This window comes from Neptuniibacter sp. 2_MG-2023, assembly GCF_030547495.1.
GTDB lineage: Bacteria > Pseudomonadota > Gammaproteobacteria > Pseudomonadales > Balneatricaceae > Neptuniibacter.
Genome location: NZ_JAUOQC010000005.1, coordinates 195,700 through 213,590, shown reverse-complemented (window position 1 = coordinate 213,590; position 17,891 = coordinate 195,700). Strand labels below are relative to the sequence as shown.

Genomic DNA, 17,891 nt, shown 5'->3' with positions numbered 1-17,891 from the left:
CGTGAGCACATCCTGCTTTCTCGTCAGGTAGGTGTACCTTACATCGTGGTATTCTTGAACAAAGCTGACCTTCTTGCAGAAGATTGTGGCGGCGCTGATTCTGAAGAATACGAAGAGATGCTTGAATTGGTTGAAATGGAGCTTCGTGAGCTTCTAGACCAGTACGACTTCCCAGGTGATGACACACCAATCATCGCAGGTTCTGCTCTTATGGCATTGAACGGCGAAGATGAAAATGAGCTAGGTACTACTGCAGTTAAGAAACTAGTTGAAACACTAGACTCTTACATTCCTGAGCCAGAGCGTGCAATCGACGGTGCATTCATCATGCCTATCGAGGACGTATTCTCTATCCAGGGTCGTGGTACTGTAGTAACAGGTCGTGTAGAGCGCGGTATTATCAACACAGGTTCTGAAGTTGAGATCGTTGGTATTCGTGAAACACAGACAACGACTTGTACAGGTGTTGAAATGTTCCGTAAGCTGCTTGACGAAGGTCGTGCAGGTGAGAACATTGGTGCACTTCTACGTGGTACTAAGCGTGAAGATGTTGAACGTGGTCAGGTTCTTGCTGCTCCAGGTTCAATCACTCCTCATACACGTTTCGAAGGTGAAGTGTACGTACTATCCAAAGAAGAGGGTGGTCGTCATACACCTTTCTTCAAAGGTTACCGTCCACAGTTCTACTTCCGTACAACGGATATCACAGGTGCTTGTGAGCTTCCAGAAGGTGTTGAAATGGTAATGCCAGGCGATAACGTTCAGATGGATGTTACGCTAATCAACCCGATTGCGATGGAAGAAGGCCTACGTTTTGCGATCCGTGAAGGCGGTCGTACAGTAGGTGCTGGTGTTGTATCTAAAATTATCGAGTAATAACTCTTTAATTTAAGAAAGCCCTCTTTGGAGGGCTTTTTTTTGCTCATTGCTAGTTTGTGCCGCAGTTGTTGCGGTGTTGGCTGATTATTGAGCAAATAAATGGTTGCTGGTCTTGACCTAAGGGTTTTGTATCAGTAGAATTTGCGTCCCCCTTATAGTAGGGGGAGGTCGGCATTGTGCCGTAAATAAAATTTTTTGGAAATGTGTGATCGAAATGCAGAATCAGAAAATTCGTATTCGTCTGAAAGCCTTTGATCATCGCTTGATCGACTCTTCTGCGCAGGAAATCGTAGATACTGCAAAGAGAACTGGCGCTCAAGTACGTGGTCCGATCCCACTTCCTACCCGCAAAGAACGTTTTACAGTTCTGATTTCACCTCACGTGAACAAAGATGCACGTGATCAATATGAAATCCGTACTCATAAGCGTGTTCTAGATATCGTTGAGCCAACTGAAAAAACAGTTGATGCTCTAATGAAACTAGATCTTGCAGCGGGTGTTGAAGTGCAGATCAGCCTTGGCTAAAGGCAACTGCGCAGAATTAATATTTATTAATGAAGCGCTTTATTAGTGTGGAATGCTCTGGAAAGGGCAGCCGTAGTGGGTAACAGCCCCGTACACAACTGGCAAGAGGTTTTAAAGAAATGTCTGTAGGTTTAATCGGACGTAAAGCGGGTATGACTCGTGTCTTCACTGAAGACGGCGTATCCGTGCCAGTCACCGTCATCGAAGTGGAACCGAACCGTGTTACTTCTGTTAAAACAGAAGAAGCTGACGGCTATGCAGCAGTGCAGGTTACTACTGGTTCTAAGAAGGCTAATAGCCTGACTAAACCAGAAGCTGGTACCTTCGCTAAAGCTGGCGTAGAAGCAGGACGTGGTTTATGGGAGTTCCGCCTGTCGGGTGGCGACGAAGTCAACGTTGGCGATGAGCTAACTGTTGCGCGCTTCGAAGCTGGTCAGAAAGTAGATGTAACTGGTCAATCCAAAGGTAAAGGTTTCCAAGGCGGCGTTAAGCGTTGGAACTTCTCCATGCAGGATGCGACTCACGGTAACTCTCTTTCTCACCGTGCTCCGGGTTCAATTGGTCAATGTCAGACTCCTGGTCGTGTTTGGAAAGGCAAAAAGATGGCAGGGCAGATGGGTAATGTACAGGTAACTGTTCAGACCCTTGAAGTTGTGCGTGTTGATGCTGAACGTAACTTGTTATTGATCAAGGGTGCTGTTCCAGGCGCTACTGGCGGTGACGTAATCGTTAAACTAGCTGTTAAAGCTGGCGCCAAGGGGGTTTGAAATGAATCTGAATTTAGCTGGAGCTAATGGTTCGGTAGAAGTTTCTGAACTTGCTTTTGGTAAAGAATTCAACGAAACGCTAGTCCATCAAGTAGTTACTGCTTATATGGCTGGCGGTCGTCAAGGCACTAAAGCACAGAAAAACCGTTCTGCGGTTTCTGGTGGTGGTGCTAAACCATGGCGTCAAAAAGGTACAGGTCGTGCGCGTGCGGGAACAAGTCGTTCTCCAATCTGGCGTGCCGGTGGTGTAACTTTTGCGGCTCAGCCGCGCGACCATTCTCAGAAAGTTAACAAAAAAATGTACCGTGCTGCTATGCGTTGCATCTTTTCTGAGTTAGTTCGTCAAGATCGCCTGGTTGTGGTTGAAGATTTCACTGTGGAGTCTCCAAAAACAAAACAGTTTGTGGCTAAGCTTAATGAGCTTGAGCTGTCTAACGCGCTGCTGGTTACTGCAGATGTAGAACAGAATTTGTTCCTTGCTGCACGCAATGTTCCACATGTGGATGTTCGTGACGCACAGGGAGTTGATCCAGTTTCACTGGTTGGCTTCGAAAAGGTACTTGTTACTGTTGCTGCTCTGAAGAAAATCGAGGAGAAGTTGTCATGAAACAGGAACGCATTTATCAAGTGCTGCTGGGTCCGCACATCTCCGAGAAAGCTACTATTGTAGCTGATGGTTCTCAGCAGGTTGTTTTTCGTGTAGCAAAAGACGCTACTAAACCAGAAATCAAAACAGCAGTTGAAGAATTGTTTGACGTTAAAGTTAAAGGCGTCAACGTTCTTAATGCTAAGGGTAAGACCAAGCGTACACAGCGTGGTCTTGGCAAGCGTAGCGATGTGCGTAAAGCATACGTTGCTCTAGCTGATGGCTCTGAGATTGATTTCTTGGGTGGCGAGTAATAGAGGGTTTGAAAAATGGCAGTGACTAAAACTAAGCCGACCTCTGCTGGACGCCGTCATGTAGTGACAGTGACTAACTCTGAGCTACACAAGGGCAAGCCGCATGCAGCTCTTGTTGAGAAGAAGAGCAAAAGTGGTGGTCGTAACCATCACGGTCGCATCACTACTCGTCATATTGGCGGTGGTCACAAGCAGCAGTACCGTGTTATTGATTTTCGTCGTAATAAAGACGGTATTCCAGCGACAATTGAGCGCTTGGAATACGACCCGAACCGTTCTGCACATATCGCACTAGTTGTGTATGCAGATGGTGAGCGTCGTTATATCATCGCACCAAAAGGTGTTTCTGCAGGCGCTAAGATTATTTCTGGTGATTCTGTAGATATTAAACCAGGTAATACTATGCCGCTTCGCAACGTACCAGTAGGTTCTACTGTACATTGTGTTGAGCTAAAACCAGGTAAAGGTGCGCAGCTTGCTCGTTCTGCGGGTACGTCTGCACAGTTAGTGGCGCGTGAAGGTGCTTACGCTACTCTTCGTCTACGTTCTGGCGAAATGCGTAAAGTCCTTATTGAGTGTCGCGCTACTCTGGGTGAAGTGAGCAACAGTGAGCATTCCTTGCGTCAGCTTGGTAAAGCTGGTGCTACACGCTGGCGTGGTGTTCGTCCTACCGTTCGTGGTGTTGCGATGAACCCAGTTGATCACCCACATGGTGGTGGTGAAGGTCGTACTTCCGGTGGTCGTCACCCAGTGTCGCCATGGGGTGTTCCGACTAAGGGTTATAAAACTCGTAAGAACAAGCGTACTGACAAGTTAATTGTACGCCGTCGTAACGCTAAGTAAGAGGATACAGCTGTGCCACGTTCACTGAAGAAAGGTCCATTTATCGACCTTCACCTGTTGAAAAAGGTAGAAGCTGCGATTGAAAGCAACGAGCGTCGTCCAATCAAAACTTGGTCTCGTCGTTCTACGATTTTTCCTAATTTCGTAGGTCTTACAATTGCAGTACACAACGGCCGTCAGCATGTTCCGGTATTTGTTACCGAAGACATGGTTGGTCATAAACTGGGCGAGTTTGCCGTGACACGTACATATCGTGGCCACGTAGCAGACAAAAAAGCCAAGCGATAAGGAGTTAGATGATGGAAGTTGCCGCTAAGCACATGGGCGCCCGCATCTCCGCACAGAAAGCACGTCTGGTCGTTGACCAGATTCGTGGTAAATCTGTAGGTGAAGCTCTGAACATCCTGGCGTTTAGTCCAAAAAAAGGTGCGGATCTTGTCAAGAAAGTACTCGAGTCAGCTATTGCTAACGCAGAGCATAACGACGGTGCAGATATTGACGAACTACGTGTTTCTACAGTCTTTGTTGATGAAGCAATGACTATGAAGCGTATTAAGCCGCGTGCGAAAGGTCGCGCTGATCGAATTTTGAAGCGCTCCTGTCACATCACTGTTAAAGTGGCCGACTGAGCTGACAGCTAGGAGAGTTCGTTATGGGTCAGAAAGTACATCCGACCGGTATTCGTCTCGGGATTGTTAAAGATCACACGTCTGTGTGGTATGCCGACAAGAACGAATACGCAAGCAAGCTGCTAAATGATCTAGAAGTACGTGAGTACCTAGATAAACAGCTTGAGAAAGCATCTGTGAGCCGCATCGAAATCGAGCGTCCTGCACAGAATGCAAAAATTACTATTCATACTGCTCGTCCGGGTATTGTGATTGGTAAAAAAGGCGAAGATGTTGAGAAACTACGTAATACCGTATCAGAAATGATGGGTGTTCCGGTGCATATCAATATCGAAGAAATTCGTAAGCCAGAGCTAGACGCACGCTTGGTAGCCCAAGGTGTTGCTAGTCAGCTAGAGCGTCGTGTTATGTTCCGTCGTGCTATGAAGCGCGCTGTACAGAATGCAATGCGTCTTGGTGCCAAGGGCATTAAGATTCAGCTGGGTGGTCGTCTAGGTGGTGCCGAAATTGCTCGTAGTGAGTGGTATCGTGAAGGCCGTGTGCCATTGCACACATTGCGTGCTGATATCGATTACGCTACATATGAAGCGCACACTACATACGGTGTGATCGGCGTTAAAGTCTGGATCTTCAAAGGCGAGATTCTTGGTGGCATCGAACAGGTGCGTGCTGAGAAGAATGCGCCTAAGAAGAAAGGTAAGTGAGGTAGACGTCGATGCTACAACCTAAACGTCTTAAGTTCCGCAAGATGATGAAAGGTCGCAACCGCGGCCTAGCACAACGCGGTAGCACTGTAAGTTTTGGTGAGTTTGCACTGAAAGCGACCGGTCGTGGTCGTATCACTGCACGTCAGATCGAAGCAGCGCGTCGTACCATGACACGTCATGTTAAGCGTGGTGGTAAAATCTGGATCCGTGTGTTCCCAGATAAGCCAATCTCTAAGAAACCGCTTGAAGTACGTATGGGTAAAGGTAAAGGTGCAGTTGAGTATTGGGTTGCTCAGATTAAGCCTGGTAAGGTTCTGTTCGAAATGAGCGGTGTACCTGAACAGCTTGCTTCTGAAGCATTCACACTTGCTGCTGCTAAATTGCCTGTTGCTACAACCATTGTTAAGCGGACGGTGATGTAATGAAAGCAATTGAACTACGTGAAAAGTCCGTTGATGAGCTTCAGCAGGAGCTATTAGGTCTTCTAAAAGAGCAGTTTAATCTGCGCATGCAGAAGTCTACTGGCCAGCTAGCACAGAACCACCTTTTAGGTCAGGTTCGTCGTGACATTGCTCGTGTGAAGACAATACTCAACGAAAAGGCAGGTAACTAAGTATGAGCGCCGAAAAACGTACTCGAACTGTTACTGGTCGCGTTGTTAGCGACAAGATGGATAAAACCATCACAGTTCTGGTTGAGCGCAAAGAGAAGCATCCGATTTACGGAAAATTCATGAAGCGCTCTTCTAAACTGCATGCTCACGATGAGAAAAATGAGTGTAAGCAAGGTGACTTAGTTACTGTTGCTGAAACTCGTCCTTTGTCCAAGAATAAATCTTGGGCGCTTGTTCGTATTGAAGAGCGTGCAGCAAAGGTGTAAACTATTGCGCCTTTGCTCCATTAAGCCGGCCCGTCCGTTTAACGGACGGCCTCTAAATGTTTATGGAGTAGACCATGATTCAAACTGAATCTATGCTTGATGTCGCTGATAACAGCGGTGCTAAGCGAGTACAGTGTATTAAGGTCCTTGGTGGTTCTCACCGCCGCTACGCTTCTGTAGGTGACATTATTAAAGTCACTGTTAAAGAAGCGATTCCTCGCGGTAAAGTGAAGAAAGGCCAAGTACTTAACGCCGTAGTGGTACGTACCCGTAAAGGTGTTCGTCGTTCTGATGGCTCAGTAATCCGCTTTGATACAAACTCAGCGGTATTGTTGAACGCAAATGACGCGCCTATCGGTACTCGTATCTTTGGCCCAGTGACGCGTGAACTTCGTAATGAGAAGTTTATGAAAATCATTTCCCTGGCGCCTGAAGTGCTATAAAGATTGAACAATTAACTGTTCAATTTATGTAAAAACGCTAACACTGAGAAGTGTTGGCGTTTTTGAGCATGAGAGGGTAGCAGGAAGCGATATAGGTATATTATGCGCAAAATTAAACGTGACGATGAAGTAATTGTCATCGCAGGAAAAGACAAGGGCAAGCGTGGCACTGTCATGCGAGTTCTGGACGATCGTTTGGTCGTTTCTGGTATCAACATGGTGAAGAAGCATACTAAGCCGAACCCAATGTTGGGCAAAGCTGGCGGCATCGTTGAAAAAGAAGCGGCAATTGCTGTTTCTAACGTAGCTATCTTCAACCCGCAGACTGGTAAGGGCGATCGTGTAGGCTTCAAGATTCTTGAAGACGGCACTAAATCTCGCATCTTTAAGTCTACCGGCGAAATAATTGGCGGATAAGGGGAGCTGATATCATGTCTAGATTAAAAGCGCTTTATAATGATTCCGTTAAGCAGCAGCTTAAAGATGAGCTGAACTGCCCTAACGTAATGGCTGTTCCACGTTTGACCAAAATCACTCTTAATATGGGTGTTGGTGAAGCGTTAGGGGACAAGAAACAGATGGAAAATGCTGTTGCAGATATGACTGCAATCGCAGGTCAGAAACCTGTTGTTTGTCTTGCACGTAAATCTATCGCGGGCTTTAAAGTTCGTGAAGGTTGGCCAATCGGCTGTAAGGTTACTTTACGCGGCGAGCGTATGTGGGAATTCTTGGATCGTTTGGTAGATATTTCTATCCCTCGTGTTCGTGACTTCCGTGGCTTGAATCCGAAATCTTTCGATGGTCGTGGCAATTACAGCATGGGTGTTAAAGAGCAGATTATCTTCCCTGAAATCGAATTCGATAAGGTAGATAAAATGCGTGGTATGGATATTACTATCACGACTACTGCTAAAAATAACGATGAGGGTCGCGCCCTGTTGGCTGCCCTGAACTTCCCGTTCCGTAAGTGATAGGCATACATCATGGCTAAAGAATCTATGAAGGCACGCGAAGATAAGCGTGCAAAACTTGTTGCTAAGTTCGCTGAAAAACGTGCTGAGCTTAAAGCAATTATTAGTAACCCTAACTCATCAGAAGACGAGATTTGGGATGCAGCAATGGCGCTTCAGAAGTTGCCACGCGATTCCAGTGCATCTCGTCAACGTCGTCGCTGTCAAGTGACTGGCCGTCCACACGGTGTATACCGTAAGTTTGGCTTGTCTCGTATTAAGTTACGTGAAGCTGCGATGCGTGGTGATGTTCCAGGTTTGAAAAAGGCTAGCTGGTAATCTCCAGTTAGTAAAATGGTAAGCGCAGTGGTCTGGCCCTCTTGAGGGTACCGCATTGTGCTGCACAATGAGGAAGTAAATGCATGAGCATGCAAGATACTCTAGCGGATATGTTTACACGTATTCGTAACGGTCATATGGCTGAAAAGCAGGCCGTATCTATGCCGTCTTCCAAAGTAAAAGTATCTGTTGCCGAAGTTCTAAAAGAAGAAGGTTACATCACTGACTACTCTGTAGAAGGTGAAGTAAAACCGGTTCTGAACATCGAGCTTAAATACTTTGAAGGAAAGCCGGTAATTGAAGAGATTAAACGTGTAAGTCGTCCAGGTTTGCGTATCTATAAGAACGCATCAGAGTTGCCAAAGGTTTCTGCTGGTCTGGGTGTAGCGATTATCTCTACAAGTAAAGGTGTCATGGCCGACCGCGCTGCACGTAGTGCTGGTGTGGGTGGCGAAGTAATCTGCACGGTATTCTAAGAGGTATTTCAATGTCACGTATTGCGAAAAGCCCCGTAGTTGTACCTGCAGGTGTTGAAGTTAAGGTTGACGGTCAGTCCGTTAACGTTAAAGGTAAGAATGGTCAGCTTTCTTTAGACGTTCATCCTTCTGTTTCCGTTTCTCAAGAAGAAAGCGGACTGAAGTTTGCAGCTAAAGAAGGTACTAAGCTGTCTCTTGCTCTGTCTGGTACTACTCGCTCACTAGTAAACAACATGGTTATTGGTGTGACTGAAGGTTTCAAAAAGACTCTTCAGCTTCAAGGTGTTGGTTATCGTGCTGCCGCTAAAGGCAAAACGCTTAATCTTAGCCTTGGTTTCTCACATCCAATCGATTACGAACTACCGGAAGGTATTTCTGCTGAGACGCCTAACGTTACTACGATCATATTGTCAGGTGCTGACAAACAGATCCTAGGTCAGGCTGCAGCTGAAATTCGCGCGTTCCGTCCGCCAGAGCCTTATAAAGGTAAAGGTGTTCGTTATGCTGATGAGTATGTTCGTCGTAAAGAAGCGAAGAAAAAGTAAATAGGGCAGGGTTATGAACACTAAGAAACAATCTCGTATTCGTCGTGCTCGCCGCTCCCGTCTGAAAATGCGTGAGTTAGGTGCAACACGTTTGTGTGTTACACGCACACCGCGTCATATCTACGCTCAGGTTATCTCTGCAGATGGTGGTAAAGTCCTTGCGGCAGCCTCTACAGTAGAAAAAGATCTACGCGAGACAACTGGCGGTAATGTTGCGGCTGCTGAAACGGTTGGTACTTTGATCGCTCAGCGCGCTAAAGAAGCTGGTGTATCTAAAGTAGCTTTCGACCGTTCTGGTTATCAGTATCACGGTCGTGTTAAAGCTTTGGCTGATGCAGCCCGCGAAGGCGGCCTGGAATTCTAAAGGGATCGAATATGTCAAATCATGAACAGAAAGACGGCGATCTGCAGGAAAAGCTGGTTCAGGTTAACCGCGTCGCTAAAGTAGTAAAAGGTGGTCGTATCTTCGGCTTTACTGCACTAACCGTTGTTGGTGATGGTAAAGGTCGTGTAGGTTTCGGTCGAGGTAAAGCTCGTGAAGTTCCTGCTGCTATTCAAAAAGCAATGGAACAAGCTCGTCGTAACATGGTTTCAGTTGAACTGAACGGCGACACGTTGCAGTACCCAATTAAAGCACGTCATGGTGCTTCTAAAGTTTACATGCAGCCTGCTTCTCAGGGTACTGGTGTTATCGCAGGTGGTGCGATGCGTGCAGTTCTTGAATTGGCGGGTGTCCATAACGTACTTGCTAAGTGCTACGGTTCTACTAATCCGGTAAACGTTGTTCGTGCGACTGTTAAAGGTCTTGCAACAATGAAATCACCTGATGATGTGGCCGCTAAGCGTGGTAAGTCCGTAGAAGACATTCTGGGGTAATCGACAATGGCTAAAACTGTAAAAGTAACATTAGTACGTAGCCCTATCGGTACCCTTCCTAACCACAAATTGTGCGTTAAGGGTCTTGGGCTACGCCGTATTGGACACACAGTTGAAGTAGAAGATACTCCATCTGTCCGTGGCATGATAAACAAAGTTAACTACATGGTTCGTGTAGAAGACTAATAAGGGAGTTCACAACATGCGTCTGAACACTCTAAGTCCAGCAGACGGTTCACGTAAAGCACCTAAGCGTGTTGGTCGTGGTATTGGTTCTGGTTTGGGTAAGACTTGTGGCCGTGGTCACAAAGGTCAGAAATCCCGCTCCGGCGGATCTGTAAAACCTGGTTTTGAAGGTGGTCAAATGCCTTTGCAGCGTCGTCTGCCAAAATTTGGTTTTACTTCTCGTATTGCTCGCTATGTTACTGAGATTCGTCTTGGTGAACTGGCTAAAATCGAGTCAGAAGTAATTGATCTTGAAGCTTTGAAAGCTGCAGATATCATCAAGCAGGAAATTAAAACTGCTAAAGTGATTCTGTCTGGTGAGATCACGAAGGCTGTCACCGTTAAAGGTCTTAAAGTGACTAAAGGTGCACAGGCTGCTATCGAAGCTGCTGGCGGTAAAGTCGAGGCGTAAATGGCTAAGAAAGGACCAATACCGGCTGGAGTACAAAATGGACTAGGTGAGCTTAAGTCTCGCTTATTGTTCGTTTTGATCGCGATTGTGGTATACCGTATAGGGGCTCATATCCCTGTTCCAGGTATTAACCCAGATCGCCTAGCCGCTTTATTTGATCAGAATCAGGGCACTATCCTGAGTCTCTTTAACATGTTCTCCGGCGGCGCGCTGGAAAGAATGAGTATTTTGGCATTAGGTATTATGCCGTACATCTCTGCATCTATTATTATGCAGCTGATGACGGTGGTAAGTCCTACGCTTGCTCAGTTGAAGAAGGAAGGAGAGGCTGGTCGTCGTAAGATCAACCAGTACACTCGCTACGGCACTGTGCTACTTGCAACCGTTCAGTCATTTGGTATGGCTGTCGGCCTTGCTAATCAAGGTATCGCTTTCAGTGCGGATATCAGCTTCTATTTTGTTGCTGTTGTCACATTGGTTGCGGGTGCAGTTTTCTTGATGTGGTTAGGTGAACAGGTTACAGAACGGGGTATCGGTAACGGTATTTCTATTCTGATCTTTGCTGGTATTGTGGCTGGGTTGCCAAGTGCGATCGGTCAGGCCTTTGAAGCAGCGCGTCAGGGTGATTTAAATATTCTTGCGCTGTTAGCTATCGCTTTTATGGCGGTTGCTACTGTTGGCTTTGTCGTGTTTATGGAGAGAGGGCAACGCCGTATCACCATAAACTATGCTAAGCGCCAGCAAGGTAACCGTGTATTTGCGGCACAGACTAGCCACCTTCCACTTAAAGTGAATATGGCTGGTGTGATTCCGCCGATTTTTGCCTCGAGTATATTGCTGTTTCCTGCCTCCATGGGCCAATGGTTTGGTCAAGGTGAAGGTATGGATTGGCTGCAAAATGTTGCTTTAGCGCTTGGCCCAGGTCAGCCGCTCTATATTTTGCTGTTCTCGGTTGCAATTATATTTTTCTGTTACTTCTATACAGCGATTGTCTTCAATCCAAAAGATGTAGCAGATAACCTGAAAAAATCAGGTGCTTTTATTCCGGGTATTCGTCCAGGTGAACAGTCTGCGCGGTATATTGATACTGTGTTAGGCCGATTGACCTTGTTTGGGGCGCTATATATTACTGCGGTATCTTTGATGCCTCAGTTCCTTGTAGTTGCCGCTAACGTACCGTTTTATTTCGGTGGCACCTCACTCTTGATCGTGGTGGTCGTTGTGATGGACTTTATGGCGCAGGTGCAATCTCACCTGATGTCCCATCAGTACGAGTCCCTGATGAAGAAATCTAATCTTAAAGGTGGTAGCGCAGGAAGCTCGCGCTAAAGGCCACAACTGGAGTAGATCATGAAAGTACGTGCATCTGTTAAGAAGATCTGTCGTAACTGCAAAATCGTTCGTCGTAATGGTTCAGTTCGCGTGATCTGTAAAGTAGAGCCGCGTCACAAACAGCGTCAGGGTTAATCTTTAGATTAATTACTGATTTGGGCGTAGAAGGCGCAAAACACTTGATTTAATTTTAATCAGTGTGTATTATTGCGCGCCTTCTGCGAACAGAACATATATTTTACTGGTGTATGTAAATAACTACATATGCCTTTTTTTAACGGAGTAATAGAATGGCCCGTATAGCTGGCGTCAACATTCCTGACAATAAGCATGCGGTAATTTCTCTGACTTACATTTACGGTATTGGCCGCACGACTGCCACCAGCATTCTTGAAGCATCTGGTATTACACCAACTGTTAAAATTGCTGATTTGTCCGATGAACAATTGGACGTCATTCGTGGAGAAGTTGCTAAGTTGACTGTTGAGGGCGATCTGCGTCGCGAAGTATCCATGAGCATCAAACGTTTGATGGATCTTGGTTGTTTCCGCGGTATTCGCCACCGTCGTAACCTTCCGGTTCGCGGTCAGCGTAGTAAGACTAACGCGCGTACTCGAAAAGGCCCGCGTAAGCCGATCCGTAAATAAGTGGTAAGCGATAGGAATTCCCAATATGGCAAAGCCAGGTAATCGCACACGCAAAAAAGTGAAGAAGCAGGTTGCGGATGGGTTCGCCCATATTCATGCTTCTTTCAACAATACGATCATTACAATTACTGATCGCCAGGGTAATGCTCTTTCTTGGGCAACTGCAGGTGGCTCCGGCTTCCGCGGTTCTCGTAAGAGTACCCCATTCGCTGCTCAGGTTGCTGCTGAGCGCGCTGGACAGGCTGCACTTGAGTATGGCCTGAAAAACCTCGACGTATTTGTGAAGGGTCCTGGACCCGGCCGTGAATCTGCAGTTCGTGCACTGAACTCATGTGGCTACAAAATCGCAAATATAACGGATGTGACGCCTATACCACACAATGGTTGTCGTCCTCCGAAGAAACGTCGCGTTTAACCTGGAGACGGTAATATGGCTCGTTATCTTGGACCTAAGTGCAAACTGTCTCGCCGGGAAGGTACAGACCTTTTCCTGAAGAGCGGTGTTCGTGCACTGGACAGCAAGTGTAAAGCTGAGACTGTCCCTGGTGTTCACGGCGCACGTCGTGGTCGGTTATCCGACTATGGCTTGCAGTTACGTGAAAAACAGAAAGTTCGTCGTATGTACGGCGTTCTGGAACGTCAGTTCCGTAGTTATTATAAAGAAGCGGCTCGTCGTAGTGGTGCAACAGGTGAAAACTTGCTGCAGCTGCTAGAAGGCCGTTTGGACAACGTTGTTTATCGTATGGGATTTGGTGCTACTCGCGCTGAAGCTCGTCAGATCGTTTCTCATCGTTCGATCACTGTTAACGGCCAGGTTGTGAACATTGCATCCTACCAAGTTAAAGCAGGTGATGTTGTTGCAGTTCGTGAAAAAGCTAAAGCTCAGTTGCGTATTAAAAACGCACTTGAATTAGCTGGTCAACGTACAGCAATAGAATGGGTTGAAGTAGACGCTGCTAAAATGGAAGGGACTTATAAAGCCACTCCTGAGCGTTCTGATCTATCTGCAGATATCAACGAGCAGCTTATTGTTGAGCTGTACTCGAAGTAATTTTAACTTTAATTTGGTGGAAATATGCAGCGTTCGGTAAATGAGTTTCTAAGTCCACGTCATATTGACGTACAAGAAATCAGCAAAACGCGTGCTAAGGTGACTCTTGAGCCACTTGAGCGTGGATTTGGCCATACGCTGGGCAATGCATTACGCCGTATTCTTTTATCTTCTATGCCGGGTTGTGCCGTAACGGAAGTAGAAATTGAAGGCGTATTGCATGAGTACAGCACAATTGAAGGTGTTCAGGAAGATGTGATTGAAATCCTCCTGAACCTTAAAGGGGTTTCTGTGTTGTTGCACAACAACGACGAAGTTACCCTGACTCTGAGCAAATCTGAAGCAGGTCCTGTGACTGCTGGTGATATTCAACTGAATCAGGATGTTGAAATTGCTAATCCGGACCATGTGATTGCTCACCTAAATGAAGGTGCGAGTCTTAACATGCAGCTGACTATTGGTCGTGGCCGTGGCTACGTTCCAGCAGACTCTCGTGTTTCTGAAGAAGAAGAGACTCGTGCAATCGGTCGTCTACAGCTGGATGCTACATTCAGTCCTGTACGTCGCGTTTCCTACGTAGTAGAAAGCGCACGTGTAGAGCAGCGTACTGACTTGGATAAACTGGTAATCGACATCGAATCTAACGGTACGATCGATCCAGAAGAAGCTATCCGTCGCGCAGCTACTATCTTGCAGCAGCAATTGATTGTATTTGTTGACCTTGAAGATGGTGCTGATCAGGCTAAGGATGTTCCAGAAGAACCGGAGATTGATCCAATTCTTCTGCGCCCTGTAGATGATCTGGAGTTGACTGTACGTTCCGCCAACTGTCTGAAAGCAGAACAGATTTACTATATTGGTGATCTGATTCAGCGCACAGAAGTTGAGCTGCTTAAGACTCCGAATTTAGGTAAGAAGTCGCTGACAGAAATTAAAGACGTTTTGGCATCAAAGGGCTTGTCTCTTGGTATGCGTCTTGAGAACTGGCCACCGGCTAGCCTTAAGAACGACGATAAAGTCGCTTCCTGATTCGGCGATAAAACTGACTAGTTTGGTAGGTATTTATCATGCGTCATCGTAAATCTGGTCGTAAGTTAGGTCGTACCAGTGCGCACCGCAAAGCCATGTTTAAAAACATGTCAGTTTCTTTGTTTGAGCACGAGTTGATTCGTACAACTCTGCCTAAAGCGAAAGAACTGCGCGGCTATGCTGAGCCACTGATTACTCTAGCTAAAAACGACACTGTTGCGAACCGCCGTTTGGCATTCGCACGTACTGGCAGCAAAGTTGCTGTTGGTAAACTGTTCAATGAACTAGGCCCGCGTTACAGCGCTCGTCCTGGCGGTTATGTTCGCATTCTAAAATGCGGCTTCCGTCCTGGTGACAACGCTCCGATGGCTTATGTTGAGCTAGTTGACCGTCCTGAAGCTTCTGCTGCGGATGAGTCATAAGATTAAGTTTTCTTGATCAAAAAAACCCGGCTTTTGCCGGGTTTTTTATTGCCTATACTGTCTGAAAAATAGGTGCTTTTATTCAAAGCGCCCAGAGGCGCTTATCAAATCCCCTTCTATTTAAGCATCGCTTTCAAAAAGTGTCCGGTGTAGGATTTTTTGTTTTTGGCTACATCTTCCGGTGTTCCCTCTGCGATGATGTAACCTCCTTTAATCCCGCCTTCTGGGCCTAAATCTACTATCCAATCAGCTGTTTTTATGACATCAAGATTGTGTTCAATAACGACAATAGTATTGCCGTGATCTCGTAAGCGGTTCAACACATTAAGAAGCTGTTGGATATCATAAAAGTGAAGCCCTGTAGTTGGTTCGTCGAGTATATAGAGCGTCTGGCCTGTATCACGTTTTGATAGCTCTTTAGCTAATTTGATACGTTGGGCTTCGCCACCTGATAGTGTGGTAGCAGCCTGTCCTAAACGGATATAGGAGAGTCCTACATCGATCAAAGTTTGTAAGCGACGGGCTAGAGCGGGAATCGCGTCAAAAAATACACGTGCATCTTCAACGGTAAGGTCGAGCACTTCGTGTATATTTTTCCCTTTGTATTTTACTTCGAGGGTTTCACGGTTATAGCGTTTACCTTTACATACATCGCAAGGGACATAGATATCCGGTAGGAAATGCATCTCAACCTTAATAACACCATCACCTTGGCAAGCTTCACAGCGGCCGCCCTTAACATTGAAGCTAAACCTTCCTGGTTTATAACCGCGAGAGCGGGCTTCTTGTGTGCCAGCAAAGAGTTCGCGTACCGGTGTAAATATGCCGGTATAAGTTGCTGGATTTGATCTTGGAGTACGACCTATAGGGCTCTGATCAATATCGATAACTTTATCGAAATGTTGTAGGCCTTTAATACTCCTATGGGGGGCAGGATCCAGTGTTGTTGCGCGGTTTAGTTCTGTGGCAGCAATTGGATATAAGGTGTTATTAATTAGGGTCGACTTTCCTGAACCAGATACGCCGGTAATACATGTGAGTAGGCCTACAGGAATAGTTAGGTTTACTTCATTTAAGTTATTTCCTGTTGCTCCTTCAAGTTCCAGTACTTTATCTGGATTATAGGTTCCTCGTTTTTCTGGAATGGCTATTTTTCTGGCACCGCTGAGGTATTGCCCTGTGATTGAATCTGGATTGTTCATCACTTCTTCTGGTAGTCCCTGCGCGATAATCTCACCGCCATGCACACCCGCACCGGGGCCTACATCAATTACATAATCTGCTAGTCTAATCGCATCTTCGTCATGTTCGACTACAATAACGGTGTTTCCAAGATCTCTAAGGTGGATCAGAGTTTTAAGTAAACGTTCATTATCACGCTGATGTAGCCCTATAGAGGGTTCATCGAGGATGTACATTACACCCACTAGGCCTGCGCCAATTTGGCTCGCAAGTCTTATCCGTTGTGCTTCGCCGCCAGAAAGGGTGTCTGCGTTACGATCTAAAGAGAGGTATTCAAGACCTACGTTAACCAAGAAGCTTAAACGCTCTCGAATCTCTTTAAGTATTTTGTCTGCTATCTCCCCCTGCTTTCCTACTAATTCTAGTTGATTGAAATAATCTAAACTGTCGCCAATAGGTTTTTTTACTATCTGCGGTAATGTATGTTCATCAATAAAAACGTGACGAGCTTCTCTGCGTAAACGACTGCCATCACAGGAGGAGCAAGGTTGCATATTTAGATATTTAGCAAGGTCTTCACGAACGGTATCTGACTCTGTTTCTTTGTAGCGGCGCTGTAGATTATTGAGTACGCCTTCAAAAGGGTGGGCTTTATTAATAATATCGCCACGGTCATTCAGGTATTTAAATGTGACCGTCTCTTTACCTGTTCCTTCCAGAATCAGATCTTGATGCGCTGGTTTCAGCTTATTGAACGGTGTGTCCATATCAAAACCATATTGCTCTGCTACAGCTTTAAGCTGTTGGAAGTAATAAAGGCTTCTTCTATCCCAGCCTCTAATAGCACCTTCTGATAGGGTTAAACTGGCATCATGTACTACTTTGCTTTTATCAAAGTATTGCTTTACGCCTAAACCATCACAGCTTGGGCAAGCACCGTGAGGATTGTTAAAAGAGAATAAGCGGGGTTCTAATTCTTGAATGCTGTGGCCGCAGGTGGGACATGCGAAACGAGCTGAGAAGATCAGTTCATCTGTCTCATCTTCCATGTTAACTACTTTTGCAATGCCGTCAGTTAAATTGAGGGCGGTTTCAAAAGATTCTGATAAACGTGTTTGAAGATCGGGACGTACTTTAAAACGGTCTATAACAACTTCAATGTCATGTTTTTTGTTTTTATCTAATTCTGGCGCTGAATCTAAATCTACGACTATGCCATCGATGCGGGCACGGATAAAACCTTCCGCACGTAGGTTACTAATCGTGTGTAGCTGCTCACCTTTTCTGCCCTGAACTACAGGCGCTAGAAGCATAAGCTTAGTGCCTTCTTCTTTTTCAAGGACTTGGTCAACCATTTGGCTAATTGTTTGGGCCGCCAAAGGAAGATTGTGATCGGGGCAGCGCGGTTCGCCTGCGCGGGCAAAGAGTAGGCGTAAATAATCGTAGATCTCTGTGATAGTGCCTACTGTTGAGCGGGGGTTATGAGATGTTGATTTCTGCTCAATAGAGATTGCGGGTGATAGGCCTTCTATATGATCAACGTCGGGTTTTTCCATCATTGATAGGAATTGACGTGCATAAGTTGATAGTGACTCTACATATCGGCGCTGTCCCTCTGCATACAGAGTGTCGAAAGCAAGAGAAGACTTACCGGAACCTGAAAGGCCAGTGATCACGATTAACTTATCGCGTGGTATTTCAATATCAATGTTTTTCAGGTTATGGGTGCGAGCACCTTGGACCAGAATCTTATCCATGTATACGCCTGTTTTTATTCAAGTGAATCAGTAACGGTGCAAACCACTTGTTACTGTGAGCTATTTAGCTAAATC

The 17,891-nt window shown here is 46.0% G+C and carries 30 protein-coding genes; 29 read left to right on the top strand and 1 reads right to left on the bottom strand.

Annotated features, from left to right (window positions below):
* The 29 genes from Q4486_RS07340 to rplQ form a co-directional block, all read left to right on the top strand.
* Positions 1-876: elongation factor Tu (locus tag Q4486_RS07340; protein ID WP_303518912.1), on the top strand; the 876-nt coding region annotated here is incomplete at its 5' end.
* Positions 877-1,093: 217 nt separating this feature from the next.
* Complete coding sequence (rpsJ, locus tag Q4486_RS07335) at positions 1,094-1,405, top strand: 30S ribosomal protein S10 (RefSeq protein ID WP_067984205.1); 312 nt, start codon at positions 1,094-1,096, stop codon at positions 1,403-1,405.
* Positions 1,406-1,524: 119 nt separating this feature from the next.
* A complete protein-coding gene (rplC, locus tag Q4486_RS07330; RefSeq protein ID WP_303416075.1) occupies positions 1,525-2,172 on the top strand; it encodes a 50S ribosomal protein L3 in 648 nt (215 codons plus the stop codon).
* Position 2,173: 1 nt separating this feature from the next.
* On the top strand, positions 2,174-2,779 hold the full coding sequence (rplD, locus tag Q4486_RS07325) for a 50S ribosomal protein L4 (RefSeq protein WP_303416076.1): 606 nt from the start codon (positions 2,174-2,176) through the stop codon (positions 2,777-2,779).
* On the top strand, positions 2,776-3,072 hold the full coding sequence (rplW, locus tag Q4486_RS07320; RefSeq protein ID WP_067862875.1) for a 50S ribosomal protein L23: 297 nt from the start codon (positions 2,776-2,778) through the stop codon (positions 3,070-3,072). The genes rplD and rplW overlap by 4 nt, the downstream gene beginning before the upstream one ends.
* 15 nt (positions 3,073-3,087) lie before the next feature.
* Entirely contained in the window at positions 3,088-3,915 is an 828-nt protein-coding gene (gene rplB / locus Q4486_RS07315) for a 50S ribosomal protein L2 (protein WP_303416078.1), read from the top strand.
* Between the two features lie 12 nt (positions 3,916-3,927).
* Positions 3,928-4,203: a 30S ribosomal protein S19 gene (rpsS, locus tag Q4486_RS07310; protein ID WP_067862871.1), complete on the top strand. Its 276-nt coding sequence runs from the start codon at positions 3,928-3,930 to the stop codon at positions 4,201-4,203.
* 11 nt (positions 4,204-4,214) lie between these two features.
* Positions 4,215-4,544 carry a 50S ribosomal protein L22 gene (gene rplV / locus Q4486_RS07305; protein ID WP_067983794.1) on the top strand — a complete coding sequence of 110 codons (330 nt, stop codon included), beginning with the start codon at positions 4,215-4,217 and terminating at the stop codon, positions 4,542-4,544.
* Positions 4,545-4,567: 23 nt separating this feature from the next.
* A complete protein-coding gene (gene rpsC / locus Q4486_RS07300; protein ID WP_067983795.1) occupies positions 4,568-5,248 on the top strand; it encodes a 30S ribosomal protein S3 in 681 nt (226 codons plus the stop codon).
* Between the two features lie 11 nt (positions 5,249-5,259).
* Positions 5,260-5,673 carry a 50S ribosomal protein L16 gene (gene rplP / locus Q4486_RS07295; RefSeq protein WP_067862864.1) on the top strand — a complete coding sequence of 138 codons (414 nt, stop codon included), beginning with the start codon at positions 5,260-5,262 and terminating at the stop codon, positions 5,671-5,673.
* Positions 5,673-5,864, top strand: coding sequence for a 50S ribosomal protein L29 (rpmC, locus tag Q4486_RS07290; protein ID WP_067862863.1), 192 nt, complete (start codon positions 5,673-5,675; stop codon positions 5,862-5,864). Before rplP ends, rpmC begins: the two co-directional genes overlap by 1 nt.
* Before the next feature lie 2 nt (positions 5,865-5,866).
* Entirely contained in the window at positions 5,867-6,130 is a 264-nt protein-coding gene (gene rpsQ, locus Q4486_RS07285) for a 30S ribosomal protein S17 (protein ID WP_067862856.1), read from the top strand.
* A gap of 74 nt (positions 6,131-6,204) precedes the next feature.
* On the top strand, positions 6,205-6,573 hold the full coding sequence (gene rplN / locus Q4486_RS07280) for a 50S ribosomal protein L14 (protein ID WP_067983797.1): 369 nt from the start codon (positions 6,205-6,207) through the stop codon (positions 6,571-6,573).
* A gap of 102 nt (positions 6,574-6,675) precedes the next feature.
* On the top strand, positions 6,676-6,990 hold the full coding sequence (rplX, locus tag Q4486_RS07275; RefSeq protein WP_067862852.1) for a 50S ribosomal protein L24: 315 nt from the start codon (positions 6,676-6,678) through the stop codon (positions 6,988-6,990).
* Between the two features lie 14 nt (positions 6,991-7,004).
* Positions 7,005-7,544: a 50S ribosomal protein L5 gene (gene rplE / locus Q4486_RS07270; RefSeq protein WP_067862850.1), complete on the top strand. Its 540-nt coding sequence runs from the start codon at positions 7,005-7,007 to the stop codon at positions 7,542-7,544.
* 12 nt (positions 7,545-7,556) lie between these two features.
* Positions 7,557-7,862 carry a 30S ribosomal protein S14 gene (rpsN, locus tag Q4486_RS07265; RefSeq protein WP_303416081.1) on the top strand — a complete coding sequence of 102 codons (306 nt, stop codon included), beginning with the start codon at positions 7,557-7,559 and terminating at the stop codon, positions 7,860-7,862.
* Positions 7,863-7,945: 83 nt separating this feature from the next.
* Positions 7,946-8,338 carry a 30S ribosomal protein S8 gene (rpsH, locus tag Q4486_RS07260; RefSeq protein WP_067983804.1) on the top strand — a complete coding sequence of 131 codons (393 nt, stop codon included), beginning with the start codon at positions 7,946-7,948 and terminating at the stop codon, positions 8,336-8,338.
* An 11-nt stretch (positions 8,339-8,349) separates the two neighbouring features.
* Positions 8,350-8,883, top strand: coding sequence for a 50S ribosomal protein L6 (gene rplF / locus Q4486_RS07255; RefSeq protein WP_303416083.1), 534 nt, complete (start codon positions 8,350-8,352; stop codon positions 8,881-8,883).
* Between the two features lie 13 nt (positions 8,884-8,896).
* Positions 8,897-9,247, top strand: a complete 351-nt coding sequence (rplR, locus tag Q4486_RS07250) for a 50S ribosomal protein L18 (RefSeq protein ID WP_067983808.1) — start codon at positions 8,897-8,899, stop codon at positions 9,245-9,247.
* Positions 9,248-9,258: 11 nt separating this feature from the next.
* Positions 9,259-9,759, top strand: a complete 501-nt coding sequence (rpsE, locus tag Q4486_RS07245) for a 30S ribosomal protein S5 (protein WP_067862841.1) — start codon at positions 9,259-9,261, stop codon at positions 9,757-9,759.
* Positions 9,760-9,765: 6 nt separating this feature from the next.
* The gene (gene rpmD / locus Q4486_RS07240; RefSeq protein ID WP_067983812.1) at positions 9,766-9,945 is read left to right on the top strand and encodes a 50S ribosomal protein L30; all 180 of its coding nucleotides are present in this window, start codon (positions 9,766-9,768) and stop codon (positions 9,943-9,945) included.
* A gap of 16 nt (positions 9,946-9,961) precedes the next feature.
* On the top strand, positions 9,962-10,396 hold the full coding sequence (gene rplO, locus Q4486_RS07235) for a 50S ribosomal protein L15 (RefSeq protein WP_067983814.1): 435 nt from the start codon (positions 9,962-9,964) through the stop codon (positions 10,394-10,396).
* Positions 10,397-11,725, top strand: a complete 1,329-nt coding sequence (secY, locus tag Q4486_RS07230) for a preprotein translocase subunit SecY (protein WP_067862834.1) — start codon at positions 10,397-10,399, stop codon at positions 11,723-11,725.
* A 21-nt stretch (positions 11,726-11,746) separates the two neighbouring features.
* A complete protein-coding gene (gene rpmJ, locus Q4486_RS07225; RefSeq protein ID WP_007021200.1) occupies positions 11,747-11,863 on the top strand; it encodes a 50S ribosomal protein L36 in 117 nt (38 codons plus the stop codon).
* A 155-nt stretch (positions 11,864-12,018) separates the two neighbouring features.
* The gene (rpsM, locus tag Q4486_RS07220; RefSeq protein ID WP_303416084.1) at positions 12,019-12,375 is read left to right on the top strand and encodes a 30S ribosomal protein S13; all 357 of its coding nucleotides are present in this window, start codon (positions 12,019-12,021) and stop codon (positions 12,373-12,375) included.
* A gap of 25 nt (positions 12,376-12,400) precedes the next feature.
* Entirely contained in the window at positions 12,401-12,790 is a 390-nt protein-coding gene (rpsK, locus tag Q4486_RS07215) for a 30S ribosomal protein S11 (RefSeq protein ID WP_067862832.1), read from the top strand.
* A 15-nt stretch (positions 12,791-12,805) separates the two neighbouring features.
* Positions 12,806-13,426: a 30S ribosomal protein S4 gene (gene rpsD, locus Q4486_RS07210; protein WP_067862831.1), complete on the top strand. Its 621-nt coding sequence runs from the start codon at positions 12,806-12,808 to the stop codon at positions 13,424-13,426.
* Between the two features lie 24 nt (positions 13,427-13,450).
* Positions 13,451-14,455 (top strand): DNA-directed RNA polymerase subunit alpha, encoded by a 1,005-nt coding sequence (gene rpoA, locus Q4486_RS07205; RefSeq protein WP_067862830.1) that lies wholly within the window; start codon positions 13,451-13,453, stop codon positions 14,453-14,455.
* Positions 14,456-14,493: 38 nt separating this feature from the next.
* Positions 14,494-14,877, top strand: coding sequence for a 50S ribosomal protein L17 (gene rplQ, locus Q4486_RS07200; RefSeq protein WP_303416086.1), 384 nt, complete (start codon positions 14,494-14,496; stop codon positions 14,875-14,877).
* A 116-nt stretch (positions 14,878-14,993) separates the two neighbouring features.
* Here rplQ and uvrA read toward each other — a convergent pair whose 3' ends face one another.
* The gene (gene uvrA / locus Q4486_RS07195) at positions 14,994-17,816 is read right to left on the bottom strand and encodes an excinuclease ABC subunit UvrA (protein WP_303518910.1); all 2,823 of its coding nucleotides are present in this window, start codon (positions 17,814-17,816) and stop codon (positions 14,994-14,996) included.
* Between the last annotated feature and the right edge of the window lie 75 nt (positions 17,817-17,891).

Excerpts from the sequence above, each read along its gene's own strand:
- rpmD (WP_067983812.1), top strand. The coding sequence starts at position 9,766 with ATGGCTAAAACTGTAAAAGTAACATTAGTACGTAGCCCTATCGGTACC.
- rpsD (WP_067862831.1), top strand. The coding sequence starts at position 12,806 with ATGGCTCGTTATCTTGGACCTAAGTGCAAACTGTCTCGCCGGGAAGGT.
- rplD (WP_303416076.1), top strand. The coding sequence starts at position 2,174 with ATGAATCTGAATTTAGCTGGAGCTAATGGTTCGGTAGAAGTTTCTGAA.
- rplE (WP_067862850.1), top strand. The coding sequence starts at position 7,005 with ATGTCTAGATTAAAAGCGCTTTATAATGATTCCGTTAAGCAGCAGCTT.
- rplC (WP_303416075.1), top strand. The coding sequence starts at position 1,525 with ATGTCTGTAGGTTTAATCGGACGTAAAGCGGGTATGACTCGTGTCTTC.
- rpsM (WP_303416084.1), top strand. The coding sequence starts at position 12,019 with ATGGCCCGTATAGCTGGCGTCAACATTCCTGACAATAAGCATGCGGTA.
- rplX (WP_067862852.1), top strand. The coding sequence starts at position 6,676 with ATGCGCAAAATTAAACGTGACGATGAAGTAATTGTCATCGCAGGAAAA.
- rpmJ (WP_007021200.1), top strand. The coding sequence starts at position 11,747 with ATGAAAGTACGTGCATCTGTTAAGAAGATCTGTCGTAACTGCAAAATC.
- rplP (WP_067862864.1), top strand. The coding sequence starts at position 5,260 with ATGCTACAACCTAAACGTCTTAAGTTCCGCAAGATGATGAAAGGTCGC.
- rplF (WP_303416083.1), top strand. The coding sequence starts at position 8,350 with ATGTCACGTATTGCGAAAAGCCCCGTAGTTGTACCTGCAGGTGTTGAA.
- rplN (WP_067983797.1), top strand. The coding sequence starts at position 6,205 with ATGATTCAAACTGAATCTATGCTTGATGTCGCTGATAACAGCGGTGCT.
- rplV (WP_067983794.1), top strand. The coding sequence starts at position 4,215 with ATGGAAGTTGCCGCTAAGCACATGGGCGCCCGCATCTCCGCACAGAAA.
- uvrA (WP_303518910.1), bottom strand. The coding sequence starts at position 17,816 with ATGGATAAGATTCTGGTCCAAGGTGCTCGCACCCATAACCTGAAAAAC.
- rpmC (WP_067862863.1), top strand. The coding sequence starts at position 5,673 with ATGAAAGCAATTGAACTACGTGAAAAGTCCGTTGATGAGCTTCAGCAG.
- rpsJ (WP_067984205.1), top strand. The coding sequence starts at position 1,094 with ATGCAGAATCAGAAAATTCGTATTCGTCTGAAAGCCTTTGATCATCGC.
- rpsH (WP_067983804.1), top strand. The coding sequence starts at position 7,946 with ATGAGCATGCAAGATACTCTAGCGGATATGTTTACACGTATTCGTAAC.
- rplQ (WP_303416086.1), top strand. The coding sequence starts at position 14,494 with ATGCGTCATCGTAAATCTGGTCGTAAGTTAGGTCGTACCAGTGCGCAC.
- rplW (WP_067862875.1), top strand. The coding sequence starts at position 2,776 with ATGAAACAGGAACGCATTTATCAAGTGCTGCTGGGTCCGCACATCTCC.
- rplB (WP_303416078.1), top strand. The coding sequence starts at position 3,088 with ATGGCAGTGACTAAAACTAAGCCGACCTCTGCTGGACGCCGTCATGTA.
- rpsN (WP_303416081.1), top strand. The coding sequence starts at position 7,557 with ATGGCTAAAGAATCTATGAAGGCACGCGAAGATAAGCGTGCAAAACTT.
- rplO (WP_067983814.1), top strand. The coding sequence starts at position 9,962 with ATGCGTCTGAACACTCTAAGTCCAGCAGACGGTTCACGTAAAGCACCT.
- rpsQ (WP_067862856.1), top strand. The coding sequence starts at position 5,867 with ATGAGCGCCGAAAAACGTACTCGAACTGTTACTGGTCGCGTTGTTAGC.
- secY (WP_067862834.1), top strand. The coding sequence starts at position 10,397 with ATGGCTAAGAAAGGACCAATACCGGCTGGAGTACAAAATGGACTAGGT.
- rpsC (WP_067983795.1), top strand. The coding sequence starts at position 4,568 with ATGGGTCAGAAAGTACATCCGACCGGTATTCGTCTCGGGATTGTTAAA.
- rpsK (WP_067862832.1), top strand. The coding sequence starts at position 12,401 with ATGGCAAAGCCAGGTAATCGCACACGCAAAAAAGTGAAGAAGCAGGTT.
- rplR (WP_067983808.1), top strand. The coding sequence starts at position 8,897 with ATGAACACTAAGAAACAATCTCGTATTCGTCGTGCTCGCCGCTCCCGT.
- rpoA (WP_067862830.1), top strand. The coding sequence starts at position 13,451 with ATGCAGCGTTCGGTAAATGAGTTTCTAAGTCCACGTCATATTGACGTA.
- rpsE (WP_067862841.1), top strand. The coding sequence starts at position 9,259 with ATGTCAAATCATGAACAGAAAGACGGCGATCTGCAGGAAAAGCTGGTT.